This is a genomic window from Klebsiella sp. K5-306, assembly GCF_051835185.1.
In the GTDB taxonomy this organism is placed as follows: domain Bacteria; phylum Pseudomonadota; class Gammaproteobacteria; order Enterobacterales; family Enterobacteriaceae; genus Klebsiella; species Klebsiella oxytoca.
Genome location: NZ_JAIFJY010000006.1, coordinates 213,494 through 230,100, shown reverse-complemented (window position 1 = coordinate 230,100; position 16,607 = coordinate 213,494). Strand labels below are relative to the sequence as shown.

Annotated in this window: 12 protein-coding genes and 1 CRISPR repeat array; of the genes, 6 read left to right on the top strand and 6 right to left on the bottom strand. The window is 55.3% G+C overall.

From position 1 onward, the window contains the following. Window positions 1-88: 88 nt before the first annotated feature. Window positions 89-536: a CRISPR direct-repeat array (repeat unit 28 nt; unit sequence TTTCTAAGCTGCCTGTACGGCAGTGAAC). Between the two features lie 190 nt (window positions 537-726). Both clpA and clpS read right to left on the bottom strand, forming a co-directional pair. Beyond that, window positions 727-3,009, bottom strand: a complete 2,283-nt coding sequence (gene clpA, locus K2184_RS12085; protein ID WP_004100629.1) for an ATP-dependent Clp protease ATP-binding subunit ClpA — start codon at window positions 3,007-3,009, stop codon at window positions 727-729. Window positions 3,010-3,039: 30 nt separating this feature from the next. Beyond that, entirely contained in the window at window positions 3,040-3,357 is a 318-nt protein-coding gene (gene clpS, locus K2184_RS12080; protein WP_004100628.1) for an ATP-dependent Clp protease adapter ClpS, read from the bottom strand. 324 nt (window positions 3,358-3,681) lie between these two features. Here clpS and cspD point away from each other — a divergent pair, with 324 nt between their 5' ends. Then, window positions 3,682-3,912 (top strand): cold shock-like protein CspD, encoded by a 231-nt coding sequence (gene cspD, locus K2184_RS12075; protein WP_004100627.1) that lies wholly within the window; start codon window positions 3,682-3,684, stop codon window positions 3,910-3,912. Between the two features lie 68 nt (window positions 3,913-3,980). On the opposite strand, the gene macB is transcribed toward cspD, so the two are convergent. The 3 genes from macB to K2184_RS12060 form a co-directional block, all read right to left on the bottom strand. Further along, window positions 3,981-5,927 carry a macrolide ABC transporter ATP-binding protein/permease MacB gene (gene macB / locus K2184_RS12070; RefSeq protein ID WP_004111855.1) on the bottom strand — a complete coding sequence of 649 codons (1,947 nt, stop codon included), beginning with the start codon at window positions 5,925-5,927 and terminating at the stop codon, window positions 3,981-3,983. Next, window positions 5,924-7,039 carry a macrolide transporter subunit MacA gene (gene macA, locus K2184_RS12065; protein WP_004100624.1) on the bottom strand — a complete coding sequence of 372 codons (1,116 nt, stop codon included), beginning with the start codon at window positions 7,037-7,039 and terminating at the stop codon, window positions 5,924-5,926. The genes macB and macA overlap by 4 nt, the downstream gene beginning before the upstream one ends. A gap of 174 nt (window positions 7,040-7,213) precedes the next feature. Next, window positions 7,214-8,872, bottom strand: coding sequence for an ATP-dependent endonuclease (locus K2184_RS12060; protein WP_004111853.1), 1,659 nt, complete (start codon window positions 8,870-8,872; stop codon window positions 7,214-7,216). A gap of 381 nt (window positions 8,873-9,253) precedes the next feature. Here K2184_RS12060 and aqpZ point away from each other — a divergent pair, with 381 nt between their 5' ends. From aqpZ to hcr, 4 genes are all read left to right on the top strand, one after another. Next, a complete protein-coding gene (aqpZ, locus tag K2184_RS12055) occupies window positions 9,254-9,949 on the top strand; it encodes an aquaporin Z (RefSeq protein WP_004100621.1) in 696 nt (231 codons plus the stop codon). A 123-nt stretch (window positions 9,950-10,072) separates the two neighbouring features. Further along, complete coding sequence (locus tag K2184_RS12050) at window positions 10,073-10,972, top strand: lysine exporter LysO family protein (RefSeq protein WP_004100620.1); 900 nt, start codon at window positions 10,073-10,075, stop codon at window positions 10,970-10,972. 143 nt (window positions 10,973-11,115) lie between these two features. Then, window positions 11,116-12,768, top strand: a complete 1,653-nt coding sequence (gene hcp / locus K2184_RS12045) for a hydroxylamine reductase (protein ID WP_049593362.1) — start codon at window positions 11,116-11,118, stop codon at window positions 12,766-12,768. A 10-nt stretch (window positions 12,769-12,778) separates the two neighbouring features. Then, the gene (gene hcr / locus K2184_RS12040; protein ID WP_016808077.1) at window positions 12,779-13,747 is read left to right on the top strand and encodes an NADH oxidoreductase; all 969 of its coding nucleotides are present in this window, start codon (window positions 12,779-12,781) and stop codon (window positions 13,745-13,747) included. A gap of 452 nt (window positions 13,748-14,199) precedes the next feature. Here the strand turns inward: hcr and K2184_RS12035 are convergent, their stop codons facing one another. Beyond that, a complete protein-coding gene (locus tag K2184_RS12035; protein WP_004100617.1) occupies window positions 14,200-14,634 on the bottom strand; it encodes a DoxX family protein in 435 nt (144 codons plus the stop codon). A 152-nt stretch (window positions 14,635-14,786) separates the two neighbouring features. On the opposite strand from K2184_RS12035, the gene poxB reads away from it, so the two are divergent. Continuing rightward, window positions 14,787-16,505, top strand: coding sequence for a ubiquinone-dependent pyruvate dehydrogenase (poxB, locus tag K2184_RS12030; protein WP_163525148.1), 1,719 nt, complete (start codon window positions 14,787-14,789; stop codon window positions 16,503-16,505). Window positions 16,506-16,607: the final 102 nt, after the last annotated feature.

Sequence of the window (16,607 nt, the reverse complement as noted above, 5' to 3'; positions counted from 1 at the left end):
GACATTCATCGCAAATTGCAAAATAGCCTATTATTTTGGCAAATTCTTTAAAATCGTTTTAGCCTGCACCGCAGTATAGGCAAGCTCTTTTCTAAGCTGCCTGTACGGCAGTGAACCTTGCCGATGTAGGGCAGTATGTGCTTGTCGATTTCTAAGCTGCCTGTACGGCAGTGAACATGCTCCTGACGCTCCTGTTGGGTCAATATTATTTCTAAGCTGCCTGTACGGCAGTGAACCAGTACGATTATTTCTTCGACAACGATTTCCATTTCTAAGCTGCCTGTACGGCAGTGAACGACAATAACAAACAGCTTACGGAATGGTTCGATTTCTAAGCTGCCTGTACGGCAGTGAACGATGCTATTTATGGCGCAGCTCTGGCCCGCTGTTTCTAAGCTGCCTGTACGGCAGTGAACATCGCGTGTTAGCGTAGCTGCACCCTGCATCATTTCTAAGCTGCCTGTACGGCAGTGAACAAACCCGGTTGATTAGGCCGGGTCTTTCCAAATTTCTAAGCTGCCTGTACGGCAGTGAACTGAACGAACGACACCCTACCATATTGTTATCATTGAAATTAATCAACAGCCCCTCTCTGCTACCATAATTTCACGCCAGATTTTCACTTTAATCAAATCAATAGCTTACAAAAGCGGAATAAAAAAGGGTTCAGGACATCGGCATAAAAAAACCGGCCCTGAGGCCGGTTTGACGTTTCACGCAAGCGACTTAATGTGCCGCTTCCGGTTTGTGCTTTTGCGCACTCTGGAAGGCGTAGGTCAGCGCGTTTTTCTCTTTGTCCAGCTCAACGATCACCTGACCACCGTCAACCAGTGAGCCAAACAGCAGCTCGTTGGCCAGCGGTTTTTTCAGGTTGTCCTGAATCACCCTCGCCATCGGACGCGCGCCCATGGCCCGGTCGTAGCCTTTCTCGGCCAGCCAATCGCGGGCTTCCTGGCTTACTTCCAAAGAGACGCCTTTCTGATCCAGCTGGACCTGCAGCTCAACGATAAACTTATCCACCACCTGATGGATAACCGTCGTGGACAGGTGATCGAACCAGATAATGTTGTCGAGGCGGTTACGGAACTCCGGCGTAAAGATCTTTTTGATCTCATCCATCGCATCCGGACTGTTGTCCTGATGGATAAGGCCAATCGATTTACGCTCGGTTTCACGCACGCCGGCGTTGGTGGTCATCACCAGCACCACGTTGCGGAAATCCGCTTTGCGGCCGTTGTTATCGGTCAGCGTACCGTTATCCATTACCTGCAACAGCAGGTTAAAGACGTCCGGATGCGCTTTTTCAATTTCATCGAGCAGCAGTACCGCGTGCGGATGCTTAATAACCGCATCGGTCAGCAGCCCGCCCTGATCGAATCCGACGTATCCCGGAGGCGCACCAATTAAGCGGCTGACGGTATGACGTTCCATATATTCGGACATATCAAAACGCAGCAGCTCAATACCCAGCGACTTCGCCAGCTGTACAGTAACCTCGGTTTTACCCACCCCGGTAGGCCCGGCAAACAGGAAAGAGCCGACAGGTTTGTGCTCATGGCCAAGCCCGGCGCGCGCCATCTTGATCGCTTCGGTTAAGGCCTCAATCGCTTTATCCTGGCCAAAGACTAGCATTTTCAGGCGATCGCCAAGGTTTTTCAGCGTATCGCGGTCGCTGCGGGAAACGCTCTTCTCAGGAATACGCGCAATTCGCGCCACCACGGACTCAATATCCGCCACGTTAACCGTTTTCTTACGTTTGCTCACCGGCATCAAGCGCGCGCGCGCGCCGGCTTCGTCAATCACGTCAATCGCCTTATCCGGCAGATGACGATCGTTAATGTATTTCACCGCCAGTTCCACCGCCGCACGTACCGCTTTCGCGGTGTAACGCACGTCGTGGTGCGCTTCATACTTCGGCTTCAGACCGTTAATAATCTGCACCGTCTCTTCCACGGAAGGTTCGGTGATATCAATTTTCTGGAAACGACGCGCCAGCGCACGATCTTTCTCAAAGATGTTGCTGAACTCCTGGTAGGTCGTCGAACCGATAACCCGGATTTTACCGCTGGAAAGCAGCGGCTTAATCAGGTTAGCGGCATCGACCTGCCCGCCGGAAGCCGCGCCCGCACCAATGATGGTGTGGATTTCATCAATGAACAGAATACTGTTGGTATCCTGCTCCAGCTGCTTAAGCAGCGCTTTAAAGCGTTTTTCAAAATCGCCGCGGTATTTAGTGCCAGCCAGCAGCGAGCCAATATCCAGTGAATAGATAGTGCAGTCGGCCATCACTTCCGGTACGTCGCCCTGCACGATACGCCAGGCGAGACCTTCGGCAATTGCGGTCTTACCGACGCCGGATTCCCCCACCAGCAGCGGGTTGTTCTTGCGACGGCGGCACAGAACCTGAATAGCACGTTCCAGCTCTTTCTCGCGGCCGATCAGCGGATCGATACCGCCTACGCGGGCAAGCTGGTTGAGGTTGGTGGTGAAGTTTTCCATACGATCCTCCCCGCCTGCTTGCTCTTCACTGCTGCCAGGCTGGCTTCCGCTGTTATCGGAAGACTGGCTCGGCTCGTCTTTGCGCGTACCGTGAGAGATGAAGTTCACCACATCAAGTCGGCTGACTTCATGTTTACGCAGCAGGTATGCCGCCTGAGACTCCTGTTCGCTGAAAATCGCGACCAGAACGTTGGCGCCGGTCACTTCGCTGCGACCGGATGACTGGACGTGGAAAACAGCACGTTGCAACACGCGCTGGAAGCTCAGCGTCGGCTGAGTGTCGCGCTCTTCTTCCGTTGCAGGCAGTACGGGTGTGGTCTGTTCGATGAAGGCTTCAAGTTCCTGACGCAGCGCGACCAGGTCCACTGAACACGCTTCAAGCGCTTCGCGGGCCGAAGGGTTGCTAAGCAGCGCCAGCAACAAGTGCTCGACGGTCATGAACTCATGACGGTGCTCGCGCGCTCTGGCGAAAGCCATGTTTAAACTGAGTTCCAGTTCTTGATTGAGCATAGGCACCTCCCCCAAGTTTATTGCCTGCATTCAGGCTTTTTCTAGCGTACACAACAACGGATGTTCGTTCTCCCTCGCGTATTGGTTCACCATCGATACTTTGGTTTCCGCGACTTCAGCGGTAAACACCCCGCAAATCGCTTTACCTTGATAGTGAACCGTCAGCATCAGTTGCGTTGCACGTTCAACATCATAAGAAAAGAATTTTTGTAACACGTCAATAACAAACTCCATTGGAGTGTAGTCATCATTGACTAATATCACTTTATACATAGATGGCGGTTTTAGCGCATCTTTAACTTCGTCCTCGATTAGCTGATCGAAGTCCAACCAGTCTCTCTTACTCATCGTCAGTGTTCATCATCGGTTGCTGTTGCCAACAGGCGGTGGCCTGTCGATGACCAGAGGCTATGCACATCACAAATCTACAATAGATCATAGATAATTATCATCTATTACTTCCATCCGCGATGTCTGTCACATTCCCCGGCAATAGCGTTAACTGCTTCAAATTTTGACGCATTTTTCACCGTCCCCGGTCGTCAATCGCTTGACGCATTTCCTGATTTCTCTAAATTGTAGTGGCGAGAGTTGGCGAGCAAATGAACAACTCGTCACTCCACTACCGGTTCATTCCATCTTACTTATAAGATTTACGAAGGATGTCGAAGTATGGAAATGGGTACTGTTAAGTGGTTCAACAATGCCAAAGGGTTCGGTTTTATCTGCCCTGAGGGCGGCGGCGAAGACATTTTCGCCCATTACTCGACCATCCAGATGGATGGTTACAGAACGCTAAAAGCCGGACAAGCGGTTCGGTTTGATGTTCACCAGGGGCCAAAAGGTAATCACGCCAGCGTGATCGTCCCTGTTGAAGCGGAAGAAACAGAAACAGCCGCATAACTCTTTTGCTTCATTGTGTACATCCCGCCAGTAAAATGCCAGTCCTTCTGACTGGCATTTTTTTATCGCTACTCCCGTGCCAGGGCGTCGACCGGGTCCAGACGAGCCGCATTGCGCGCCGGGAGCCAGCCAAACAACACTCCGGTCAGCGTCGAGCATAAAAATGCGGTCAGCAGCGCCAGCGGCGAAAAGCCGATTTCCCAGCCGGGCAAAAACAGCTGCAGCACGAAGGCAATCAGCAACGAAAGCGTCACGCCCAGCGCCCCGCCGACCAGGCAAACCAGCACCGCCTCAATCAAAAACTGCTGCAGTACGTCGCTGGCCCGCGCCCCGACAGCCATACGGATACCGATCTCTCGCGTGCGTTCGGTAACGGAGACCAGCATAATATTCATCACGCCAATCCCGCCGACCACCAGCGCAATCACCGCCACCAGGGTCAGAAACAGCTGTAGTGTATGTGTGGTCCGTTCCGCCGTTTTCAAGATGCTGTCCATATTCCAGGTGAAAACATCTTTCTTACCGTGGCGCAGTTCCAGGAGACGTAACAGCTGCTGCTCGGCAAGCGCGCTGTCGTAACCTTCATTGACCCGGACGGTGATGGAGTTCAGCCACGACTGCCCCATAACCCGGCCGGCCATCGTGGTATAGGGTAACCAGACGCGCAGAATTTTGCTGCTGCCAAACATCGACTGTTTTTCATCAGCGACGCCGATGACCGTCGCGGGCATGTTGCCGACAAGAATCACTTCGCCAACGACCCGCGCTTTGTGCGGAAATAGCTGTCGACGCGCGTTGCTATCGAGCACCACCACCTGCGCGCGGCTATTTAGCTGGAGTTCGTTGAAGGTGTTGCCTTCGCTAAAAGTCATACCGTAAACGTTAAAGTACTGCGCCCCCACGCCCTCAGCGCTAGCGGCAACGTCGATATTATCCGCCCGCAGACGCAGGCTTTTGGAGACCGCAGGGGTCGCCGAGCTGACCCAGGGCTGTTTCTGAATAGCAAGCAGATCGTCGTACTTCAGCGACTGCTGATAGCGGGGATCGTCATCGCCGAAATCCTTACCGGGATAAACATCAATGGTATTGGTGCCTATGGCGCGGATATCGGCCAGCACCATTTGCTTCGCGGCATCGCCCACCACCACAATCGACACCACCGATGCAATGCCGATAATTATCCCGAGCATCGTCAGCAGCGTGCGCATTTTATTCGCCGCCATGGCGCGCCAGGCCATGACCAGCGCCTCGCGAAAACCGCTACTGAACTGACGCCATGCCGACGGTTCGGCCGCCGTGCGCTGGCGCAGCGCGCCGCCTTGCGCGGAGCTCAACGCGGGCGGGTTACGCACGATCTCACCGTCGTGTATCTCAATGACCCGCTCAGCCTGAGCCGCCACCTGCGGGTCATGGGTGACGATAATGACCGTATGTCCCTGCGCTTTCAGCTGGTGAAGGATCCCCATGACCTCTTCGCCGGAGCGGCTGTCCAGCGCACCGGTAGGCTCATCCGCCAGAATCACTTCCCCGCCGTTCATCAGGGCGCGGGCGATACTCACCCGCTGCTGTTGGCCGCCGGAGAGCTGTGAAGGTTGATATTCTGCCCGGTCGCCAAGCCCCAGTCGTACCAGCAGCTCATGGGCGCGGGCCAGCCGCGCTTTGCGCTCCGCTCCGGCATAGACCGCCGGCACTTCCACGTTCTGCGCCGCGGTGAGATGCGATAGCAGATGATAGCGCTGAAAAATAAAACCGAAATGTTCCCGCCGCAGGCGCGCCAGCTCATCGCCGTTGAGACGTGCCACGTCGGTTCCGGCAACCCGATAGGTGCCGCTGGTGGGTTTATCCAGACAGCCGAGAATATTCATCAGCGTGGATTTCCCTGAGCCGGAGGCCCCGACAATAGCCACCATCTCGCCGGCGGCAATGCTCAACGTAATACCTTTCAGCACCTCAACGTTGCCATCGCCGGAGGGGTAGCTGCGGCGAATATCACGCAGTTCAAGTAACGCCGTCATTTCGCTGCTCCGGCCGCACCTTCGCCGATAATGACTTCATCCCCCTCTTCCAGCCCTTTCACCACCGCCACATCGGTGTCATTCCGCGCACCGATAACGATTTCACGCTCTTTAACTTCACCGGTACGTAGCAGACGCACGTGATAGCGGTTATCGCCGATGGCCTCCCCCAGCGCGCTCAGCGGGATGGTGATGACGTTTTTGACTTCCGAAAGCTGAATATGCACCTGGGCGGTCATCTCCAGGCGCAGGATGCCCTGCGGGTTCGGCACTTCAAAACGGGCGTAGTAGAAAATAGCGTCGTTAACCTTTTCAGGCGTCGGTAGAATATCCTTCAGCGTCCCTTCATAGCGCGTCAGCGGATCGCCCAACACCGTAAACCAGGCCTTTTGCCCCGGCTTGAGATGGATAACGTCCGCTTCCGAAACCTGCGCCTTCACCAGCATGGTGCTGAGATCGGCAAGGGTCAAAATATTCGGCGCCTGCTGGGCGGCAATCACCGTCTGCCCCTGCAGGGTGGTGATTTGCGTCACTTCCCCGGACATCGGCGCCAGAATTTTGGTGTAGTCGAGGTTGGTTTTAGCCGTATCCAGGGTGGCCTGATTGCGTTTGACCTGCGCTTCAATCGTGCCGATTTGCGCCTCTTTCACCGCCAGGTCGGTCGCGGCGGTGTCCAGGTCCTGCCGGGAGACCAGCTGACGCTGCGCCAGCTGCTGCTGGCGAGCTAAAGTCGCCGCAGAGAGTTTACGCTCCGCGCGCGCCTGGTTGAGCTGCGCCCGCAGCTCCATCAGCGTCGCTTCAACTTCCTTAATCTGGTTTTCCGCCTGCTCCGGGTCAATAACCCCCAGCAGCTGGTCTTTTTTCACTTTGTCGCCAATCTCGACGCGCAGCGTTTTGAGCTGTCCGCTCACCTGCGCCCCGACATCCACTTTTTTTAACGCATCCAGCTTACCAGTCGCCAGCACGCTCTGCTGCAGGTCCCCTTTACGCACCACCAGCGTCTGATATTGCGGCAGCGGCGCATTCAGTATTCGCCATCCCCAGACGGCGAGGGCCAGCACGACAATCGCCAGCAGCCACCAAATTTTCCTGCGCTTTCCATTTAATTTCATAACCATTCCTGATGTTTTAATCCGCAGAACCGGCGTCAATTCTATCTAAATGCGGTAACAGAATAACGTTCATTTTTAGCTGCGCTTAATTTTTGTTTAACTGAGGTTGAGTGACGTGCAGATGCAGACGCGCCGGAATCGCTCCCGGCACGAAGAGATAAACGTTGGTCGCCGCTAATCCGCCCGCCCGCGCGCCAGCCATAGCACGCGAGAAAACATTTTTTTCAACAGCGTCGGAATGGCGTCAACGCCGCGACGTCCGGCCTCCATCGCCACTTCAATCGCCAGGTCTGGCTTAGACGAGCGATGAATCGCTTTGGTGATCACCCGCCGCATATTCATAGGAATATTCATCGGCAGCTGCGCGACCCGATGATAAACATCATCGAATCCCTGACGATACATAAAATGTTCCATATCCATCGCCGGTAGCGCGGTGAGATGGTCTCGCTCCAGCATTTTATCGTCATTCAACAAACTGCGAACGGTGGCGGCGTATTTCTTCCCGGCTTCATCGCCATCCACCAGCACGTGCCACTCAATCCCCATTCGCCGGGCGAACTTAATCAGCGGTTTTAAACCCGACTGGGCAAACTCGATCACCTTCACCCCTTCCGCATCAAAGTGATGGCCGCACTGGCGGGCCAGTTCGTTGATAACCCAGGTTTCCGTCTCGCCTTCCACCAGCAGCCAGCAGCGGGCAAACAGCGATGAAGCGCGGTTAAAACGAATATGAAATGCGATGCGTCGACTGTCTTCTGCATTCATTCCACCAGGCCCCAGCCGCCAGGCCGACACTCGTGACGATTCACGCACCAGTCGGCACACATGCTCGACGGGCGTTAGCGACAGCAGCTCGCCGGAGTTCGTCGTCGTCACCCGCTGCAGCGGCAGCAAATTGAGCAAATGCCAGGCCACGGATAGCATAATGGGGTGCAGTCGGGTTTCCGGATCCTCAATTAACAGCAGCGGCCGCGCATCGCGATCGAGTCTGACGGTCCCTTTCGCCTGCAACAACGTGGAAAAGAGCCCCAATAAAATCACCCGATGGCTACGGCCGCCGGGTTTGTCGATCATACGGTTGATGATGTCCAGATAGCGCCAGCTGCGCTGTTCATCATGTGAATGGCGGCGCATCAGGCGGTGACGAGATTGCGCGCTGCTCTGCTCGGCAAAATAGTGCTCCAGCAGCTGCACCATGGCCGACAGCCCCTGCCTGATTTGCCCGTCGGTTAAATTTTGCGGATGGTGCACCAGCTCGCGGGAGAGAAAATCGAGCTGGCGGGCGGTAATTTCGATCTGCGGCGAATGCGGCACGGTACCGTTATGGATCCGCCGCATAAAACGGGCATCGCGCAGGCGCAGCACCGGCATCAGCCGCACCAGGTGACGGGCGAGCTCATCAATATCTTCAAGCTCCAGCGCTTCCCCTTCGCCGTTAATAAAGCTGCGCAGAGTCATCACGCTATCATCATCGGCAAGCTCCCCCTCCAGGCGGTAGAACACTCGCTGATAGCCATCGTCGCAGGGTACCCAGCAATTGCTGAGCGGCCGATAGCGGCGGACCCGATGGCGGCCCGGTTCATTTTCACGGAAGGTCAGAATAATATGCAGATGACGCTCGCGCCCCTGAACATCCCCGGGTGGAAACCAAAAATCTTCCCGAACAAAATGATACAGATCGAACTCCGGCGACAGGAGCAGCGTCAGGGCATCCAGCAGGCTGGATTTACCCCATGCATTTTCGCCAATCAGCACGTTATTTTGCTCCAGCATCAACGATAACCGGTTGATGCCGCGAAAGCCTACTATTTCGACGCGCTCAAGATGCATATCCCCTCCGCTCGGTGGCTACTTTCTCCTTCAGTTATCAGCAGTATAGCGAGGTGGGGAGGAACATGACACACCCGCTACTCCGCGCTGCAGGATAAATCTTAAGCGTATGTATCCGCACGGTGACTATTCAGCTTGCAAATTACTTACCGGGTTGCCAGTTTTTTAATTTGTTCTGTTCTACACTTCAACTCGGTAGACATTACTGAAGGAATCACATCACCTTGCCCTAAATCAAGTTACCTCGATTTATATTGCTAGTGCGACAATGTTGAACGTCCATAAAATAGCGGCGCTTTATTTTTATCGTCGTTATTTATATCGATAAATAAAGACCGGCGCGGTTTTCCGCGCTCGTAACATTATTTTATTGAGGTGGTTATGTTTAGAAAATTAGCAGCAGAATGCTTTGGTACATTCTGGCTGGTGTTTGGTGGTTGCGGCAGCGCCGTTCTGGCGGCGGCCTTCCCGGAATTAGGTATTGGTTTTGCCGGCGTCGCGTTAGCCTTCGGCTTAACGGTATTAACCATGGCGTTTGCCGTCGGTCATATTTCCGGCGGCCACTTTAACCCGGCAGTCACTTTAGGCCTGTGGGCCGGCGGTCGTTTCCCGGCTAAAGAGGTGATTGGCTATATTATCGCCCAGGTTGTCGGTGGTATTATTGCCGCCGCTATTCTGTATATCGTCGCCAGCGGTAAAGCGGGCTTTGACGCCGCCGCCAGCGGGTTCGCGTCGAACGGTTACGGCGAACACTCACCGGGCGGTTTCTCCATGCTCTCCGCAATTGTGATTGAGATTGTCCTGACCTGCGGCTTCCTGTTGGTCATCCACGGCGCCACCGATAAAAACGCTCCGGCGGGCTTCGCCCCTATCGCCATTGGCCTGGCGCTGACCCTTATTCACCTGATCAGCATTCCGGTCACCAACACTTCTGTCAACCCGGCTCGTAGCACCGCGGTAGCGATTTTCCAGGGCGGCTGGGCGCTGCAGCAGCTGTGGCTATTCTGGGTGATGCCGATTATCGGCGGTATTCTCGGCGGCGTGCTCTACCGTACTCTGCTGGAAAAACGCAGTTAAGCACCCTCGCTTCTCTGAAGGCCCGGTTTCCCGGGCCTTTCTTTTTTTCGACTACTTTACTCAGTCCGGCGATTTGGGTAGTGTCAGGGACGCTATTTTCACTCTGCAAGGACCACGTCGTTCATGTTTTCGGGACTATTAATTATTCTGCTGCCGTTAATCGCAGGCTACCTTATTCCTCTCCATCGGCCGTCAGCCCTTAAACTTATCGCACGACTTCTGAGCTGGATCGTTTACGTTATTCTCTTTTTTATGGGAATTAGCCTGGCGTTCCTCGATAATCTGGCCAGCAACCTGTTGTCGATACTTCATTACGCAGCGGTCAGCGTCGTCATTATCCTGCTGTGTAATATTGCGGCTCTGATGTGGCTTGAGCAGAAAATGCCCTGGCAAAATCATCATCGCCAGGAAAAATTACCCTCGCGTCTGGCAATGGCGCTGGAATCCCTTCAGCTATGCGGCGTAGTCCTTATTGGTTTTCTTATTGGCCTGAGCGGCCTGCCTTTTTTACAACACGCCACCGAGGCCAGTGAATATACGCTGATTTTCCTGCTGTTCCTGATCGGTATTCAGCTGCGTAATAATGGCATGACCCTGCGGCAAATTGTTCTGAATCGCCGCGGAATGATGGTTGCGGTGGTGGTGATGGTGAGCTCACTGCTGGGCGGAATCATTAATGCCTTTATTCTCGACCTGCCGCTAAAAACCGGCCTGGCCATGGCCTCCGGCTTTGGCTGGTATTCGCTTTCCGGCATCCTGTTAACAGAATCCTATGGCCCGGTGATTGGTAGCGCCGCCTTCTTTAACGATCTGGCACGAGAGCTGCTGGCGATTATGCTGATCCCGGGGCTGGTACGCCGCAGCCGTTCAACGGCGCTAGGCCTGTGCGGCGCAACATCGATGGATTTTACGCTGCCGGTACTGCAGCGCTCAGGCGGCGTGGAGATCGTGCCGGCAGCTATTGTTCATGGCTTCATTCTCAGCCTGCTGGTGCCCATCCTGATGGCCTTTTTCTCCGCTTAATACCTCTCAGGCGGTAGCCCTCTACCGCCAATTTTGCGCTAAATCAATCTCCCTGTAAGTTGTATCAGAAATACCTTTTCTCCTCACGCGCTCGGGCATAACCTTAAACATGTATATTAAATATAACTTTAAAAGGTGTGACCATGTTTTGTGTGCAATGTGAACAAACCATCCGTACTCCGGCAGGAAACGGCTGCTCTTACGCGCAGGGTATGTGCGGGAAAACGGCCGAAACGTCCGATCTGCAGGATCTGCTGATTGCCTCTCTGCAGGGCCTCTCCGCCTGGGCGCTTAAAGCTCGTGAATATGGCATCATCGACCACGACGTCGATAGCTTTGCGCCGCGCGCTTTTTTCTCTACGCTGACTAACGTTAACTTCGACTCCCCGCGTATCGTTGGCTATGCGCGCCAGGCTATCGCCATGCGTGAAGCGCTTAAAGCTCAGTGCCTGAACATTGATGCCCACGCGACGGTTAACAATCCGATGGCCGCTCTGCAACTGGCCAGCGACGATCTGGGCGACCTGCAGCGTCAGGCGGCAGAATTTACTCCGAACAAAGACAAAGCGGCCATCGGCGAGAACATTCTCGGCCTGCGCCTGCTGTGCCTGTACGGCCTTAAAGGCGCTGCGGCCTATATGGAGCACGCGCACGTTCTGGGCCAGTACGACAACGACATCTACGCCCAGTACCATAAAATCATGGCATGGCTGGGTACCTGGCCTGACGATATGAACGCTCTGCTGGAGCGCTCAATGGAAATCGGCCAGATGAACTTCAAAGTCATGAGCATTCTGGACGCCGGTGAGACCACCAAATACGGTCATCCGACCCCAACCCAGGTCAACGTTAAAGCGACCGAGGGCAAGTGCATCCTGATCTCCGGCCATGACCTGAAAGATCTCTATAACCTGCTGGAGCAGACCGAAGGCACCGGCGTTAACGTCTACACCCACGGGGAAATGCTGCCGGCGCACGGCTATCCGGAGCTGCGTAAATTCAAACACCTGATTGGGAACTACGGCAGCGGCTGGCAGAACCAGCAGGTGGAGTTCGCCCGTTTCCCGGGGCCGATCGTCATGACCTCTAACTGCATCATCGACCCAACCGTCGGCGCCTATGACGATCGTATCTGGACCCGTAGCATCGTTGGCTGGCCGGGCGTGAACCATCTGGAAGGCGAAGATTTCGCCCCGGTTATCGCCCAGGCGCAGCAGATGGCAGGCTTCCCGTACAGCGAGATCCCGCATCTCATCACCGTAGGTTTCGGCCGTCAGACCCTTCTGGGCGCTGCTGATACCCTTATCGATCTGGTGAGCCGGGAAAAACTGCGCCACATCTTCCTGGTTGGCGGCTGCGACGGCGCGCGGGGCGAGCGTAATTACTTCACCGATTTTGCCACCAGCGTACCGGACGACTGCCTGATCCTGACCCTGGCCTGCGGTAAATACCGCTTCAATAAACTCGATTTCGGCGATATTGAAGGCCTGCCGCGTCTGGTCGATGCCGGTCAGTGCAACGACGCTTACTCGGCGATTATCCTGGCGGTGACCCTGGCGGAAAAACTGGGCTGCGGCGTCAATGATCTGCCGCTATCGCTGGTGCTTTCCTGGTTCGAGCAGAAAGCGATTGTCATTCTGCTGACCCTGCTCTCACTAGGCGTGAAAAACATCGTAACCGGCCCGACCGCGCCAGGCTTCTTCACCCCGGATCTGCTGGCCGTGCTCAATGAGAAATTCGGTCTGCGCTCTGTGACCACCGTAGAAGAAGACATGAAGCAACTGCTGAGCGCGTAAGGAGCTATCCATGACCATGCCAACCTCACAATGCCCGTGGCGGATGCAGGTGCATCACATCCATCAGGAAACGCCGGATGTGTGGACCATTTCATTGCTCTGCCATGACTATTATCCGTACCGTGCCGGGCAGTACGCGCTGGTGAGCGTGCGTAATTCGGCAGAGACCCTGCGCGCTTACACTATTTCGTCCACGCCGGGCGTCAGCGAATATATTACGTTGACCGTTCGCCGTATTGACGATGGCGCGGGCTCACAGTGGCTCACCCGCGACGTAAAGCGCGGCGACTATATCTGGCTGTCCGACGCGATGGGGGATTTCACCTGCGATGATAAAGCGGACGATAAGTTCCTGATGCTGGCCGCAGGCTGCGGCGTCACGCCGATCATGTCGATGCGCCGCTGGCTGGCAAAATATCGCCCGCAGGCTGATGTGCAGGTGATTTTTAACGTTCGTTCGCCGCAGGATGTGATTTTCGCTGAGGAGTGGCGTCAGTATCCGGTGACGCTGGTGGCAGAAAATAACGCTACCCACGGTTTCGTGGCAGGACGTTTAACGACTGAACTACTGCAAAGCGTGCCGGATCTGGCATCGCGCACCGTGATGACCTGCGGTCCGGCGCCGTATATGGATCTGGTCGAGCAGGAAGTGAAAGCGCTGGGCGCGACGCGCTTCTTTAAAGAGCAGTTCTTTACGCCAGTCGCCGTCGCGGCCACCAGCGGTCTGAAGTTCACCAAACTGCAGCCGGCGAAAACGTTTTATGCCCCGGTCGGCACCACGCTGCTCGAAGCGCTGGAAAGCAATAAGGTGCCGGTTACCGTCGCCTGCCGCGCGGGCGTTTGCGGCTGCTGCAAAACGAAAGTAGTTTCCGGTGAATATACCGTCAGCAGCACCATGACGTTAACCGATGCGGAAATCGCTGAAGGCTACGTGCTGGCCTGCTCCTGCCAGCCGCAGGGAGATTTGGTACTGGCTTAATGTTGTTGCTGGCCATGCTACGCGGTAATCGTCGGGTAGCATGGCTCTTACTGAACTGCCGGAACGGCAGTGAACCAATTCAAAAATGCCGATGCGATCGGTCATCCTTTCTAAGCTGCCTGTACGGCAGTGAACATGCTGCCAGCGGCGCCTGGGATGCCATGATGTTTCTAAGCTGCCTGTACGGCAGTGAACAATGCTGTGCAACTATTGAAGACGCTGGCAAATTTCTAAGCTGCCTGTACGGCAGTGAACACTAGCCCGGCGCACCTGCCTCATTGTTTTATCATGCAATAATCAATAAAAGGCCCTTTTACCCTTTTTTAGGCAAGAATAAAAATATTAAAAAATCAATATCTTAAAATAACGCCCCAGAAAAGGGTCTGAAAAACGAGCGGCGACACCCCGGCAAACAAGATGTGGCCAGGGTGAGGCAGAAAACACTGGTGCACTTACCGCCAGGCCGAGTTTCCGCCAATGGAATAGCGCCCTGCCCCGAGGAAGGCAATCGCCAGCGCGCCAACAAAGAAATAGACCAGACTCTCAATCGCCCACGCGCCTACCGCATCCAGCGCGAAGGTTTTACCCGTCCCGACCATCAGCCAGGCCACAACCATCGTGAATGCCAGCACCAGCGCCGCAGGGCGCGTCAGGATCCCCACAATCAGCAGACATGGCGCAACCACTTCTCCAGCTAAAACCCCATAAGCGATAAAGCCCGGCAGACCTTTCGCGACCAGCATGCTGCTGATGCCCCCCACGCCATCGAATAGCTTGTGTAATCCGTGAAACAGCATCAGGCCGCCAACGGCAAGTCGTAACAAAAGTTTGCCAAAATCATCATGCGACAGCAGTTTATTAACACCATTTAACAGAGATTTAACCATTTGAAATGATTCCTGTTTACCACCGAAGGTGAACACAGCGTATGCGCAATATCCGACGAATAAAAGCAGCTGAAAATGAGGGGCCAACGGCGGGCGTAATGGTCATTTTCATCTAAGCTTGTATGCGTTATCACTTAAGGAGATGGAAAACCATGAAACAGACCGTGGCGGCATACATTGCCAAAACTCTAGAACAGGCTGGCGTTAAACGTATTTGGGGCGTGACCGGGGATTCTCTTAATGGCTTAAGCGACAGCCTGAACCGCATGGGGACCATCGACTGGATGCCCACGCGCCATGAAGAAGTTGCCGCCTTCGCCGCCGGAGCGGAAGCGCAGCTTACCGGCGAACTGGCGGTGTGCGCCGGTTCCTGCGGGCCGGGCAACCTGCATCTGATTAACGGTCTTTTCGACTGCCACCGCAACCATGTTCCGGTGCTGGCCATCGCCGCCCATATTCCTTCCAGCGAAATCGGCAGCGGTTACTTTCAGGAAACGCATCCGCAGGAGCTGTTTCGCGAATGCAGCCACTACTGCGAACTGGTCTCCTCGCCGGAGCAGATCCCGCAGGTGCTGGCCATCGCTATGCGCAAAGCGGTGATTAACCGCGGCGTCTCGGTAGTGGTGCTCCCCGGCGACGTTGCGCTAAAACCCGCGCCGGAAAGCGCCAGCAGCCACTGGTACCACGCCCCGCTGCCGCAGGTGACGCCGGCAGAAGAAGAACTGAAAAAACTGGCCCAGCTGCTGCGCTATTCGAGCAATATCGCGCTGATGTGCGGCAGCGGCTGCGCCGGAGCGCATAAAGAGCTGGTAGAGTTCGCCGCGAAGCTGAAAGCGCCTATCGTTCACGCGCTGCGCGGCAAAGAGCACGTTGAATACGATAACCCTTATGATGTTGGGATGACCGGGCTGATAGGCTTCTCCTCCGGTTTCCATACCATGATGAACGCTGACACCCTGGTGCTGCTCGGCACCCAGTTCCCCTATCGCGCCTTCTACCCGACGGACGCAAAAATTATTCAGATCGATATCAACCCCGGCAGTATCGGCGCGCACAGTAAAGTGGACATGGCGCTGATCGGCGATATCAAATCCACCCTCAGCGCGCTGCTGCCGCATCTGGAAGAGAAAACCGACCGCAAGTTCCTCGACAAAGCCCTGGAACACTATCGCGACGCGCGCAAGGGGCTCGATGACCTGGCGAAGCCAAGCGATAAAACCCTTCATCCGCAGTATCTGGCGCAGCGGATCAGCCACTTTGCCGACGACGACGCCATTTTTACCTGTGACGTCGGAACGCCAACCGTGTGGGCTGCGCGCTATTTACAGATGAACGGCAAGCGCCGCCTGATCGGATCGTTCAACCACGGTTCGATGGCTAACGCCATGCCGCAGGCCATCGGCGCGAAGGCCACCGCCCCCGACTGTCAGGTCGTGGCAATGTGCGGCGACGGCGGCTTTAGTATGCTGATGGGGGATTTTCTCTCGCTGGCGCAAATGAAGCTGCCGGTCAAGATCGTTATCTTCAATAACAGCGTCCTGGGCTTTGTCGCGATGGAGATGAAGGCCGGCGGCTATCTGACAGACGGCACCGAGCTGCATGCGACCAACTTTGCCCGCATCGCCGAGGCCTGCGGCATTAAGGGCATCCGTGTCGAAAAAGCGGCTGACGTAGACCAGGCGTTGCAAACCGCCTTCAGTACCGACGGCCCGGTCCTGGTGGATGTGGTGGTCGCCAGTGAAGAACTGGCGATGCCGCCGCAGATCAAACTGGAGCAGGCCAAAGGTTTCAGCCTTTACATGCTGCGCGCGATTATTAGCGGCCGCGGCGATGAGGTTATCGAACTGGCGAAAACTAACTGGCTAAGGTAAAAATATCCTTTTCAATTCATACGCAAAAACATTCGTGTCGCATCAAGGCGGCAAGCCCGAAAATCCCCGGAAGCAGAAATAACGATGTGACCGGGGTTTGAG

Bases quoted from the DNA above. Each gene is read 5' to 3' on its own strand.
- hcp (WP_049593362.1), top strand. From the start codon at position 11,116: ATGTTTTGTGTGCAATGTGAACAAACCATCCGTACTCCGGCAGGAAAC.
- K2184_RS12050 (WP_004100620.1), top strand. From the start codon at position 10,073: ATGTTTTCGGGACTATTAATTATTCTGCTGCCGTTAATCGCAGGCTAC.
- cspD (WP_004100627.1), top strand. From the start codon at position 3,682: ATGGAAATGGGTACTGTTAAGTGGTTCAACAATGCCAAAGGGTTCGGT.
- hcr (WP_016808077.1), top strand. From the start codon at position 12,779: ATGACCATGCCAACCTCACAATGCCCGTGGCGGATGCAGGTGCATCAC.
- poxB (WP_163525148.1), top strand. From the start codon at position 14,787: ATGAAACAGACCGTGGCGGCATACATTGCCAAAACTCTAGAACAGGCT.
- macA (WP_004100624.1), bottom strand. From the start codon at position 7,039: ATGAAATTAAATGGAAAGCGCAGGAAAATTTGGTGGCTGCTGGCGATT.
- clpA (WP_004100629.1), bottom strand. From the start codon at position 3,009: ATGCTCAATCAAGAACTGGAACTCAGTTTAAACATGGCTTTCGCCAGA.
- aqpZ (WP_004100621.1), top strand. From the start codon at position 9,254: ATGTTTAGAAAATTAGCAGCAGAATGCTTTGGTACATTCTGGCTGGTG.
- K2184_RS12035 (WP_004100617.1), bottom strand. From the start codon at position 14,634: ATGGTTAAATCTCTGTTAAATGGTGTTAATAAACTGCTGTCGCATGAT.
- macB (WP_004111855.1), bottom strand. From the start codon at position 5,927: ATGACGGCGTTACTTGAACTGCGTGATATTCGCCGCAGCTACCCCTCC.
- K2184_RS12060 (WP_004111853.1), bottom strand. From the start codon at position 8,872: ATGCATCTTGAGCGCGTCGAAATAGTAGGCTTTCGCGGCATCAACCGG.
- clpS (WP_004100628.1), bottom strand. From the start codon at position 3,357: ATGAGTAAGAGAGACTGGTTGGACTTCGATCAGCTAATCGAGGACGAA.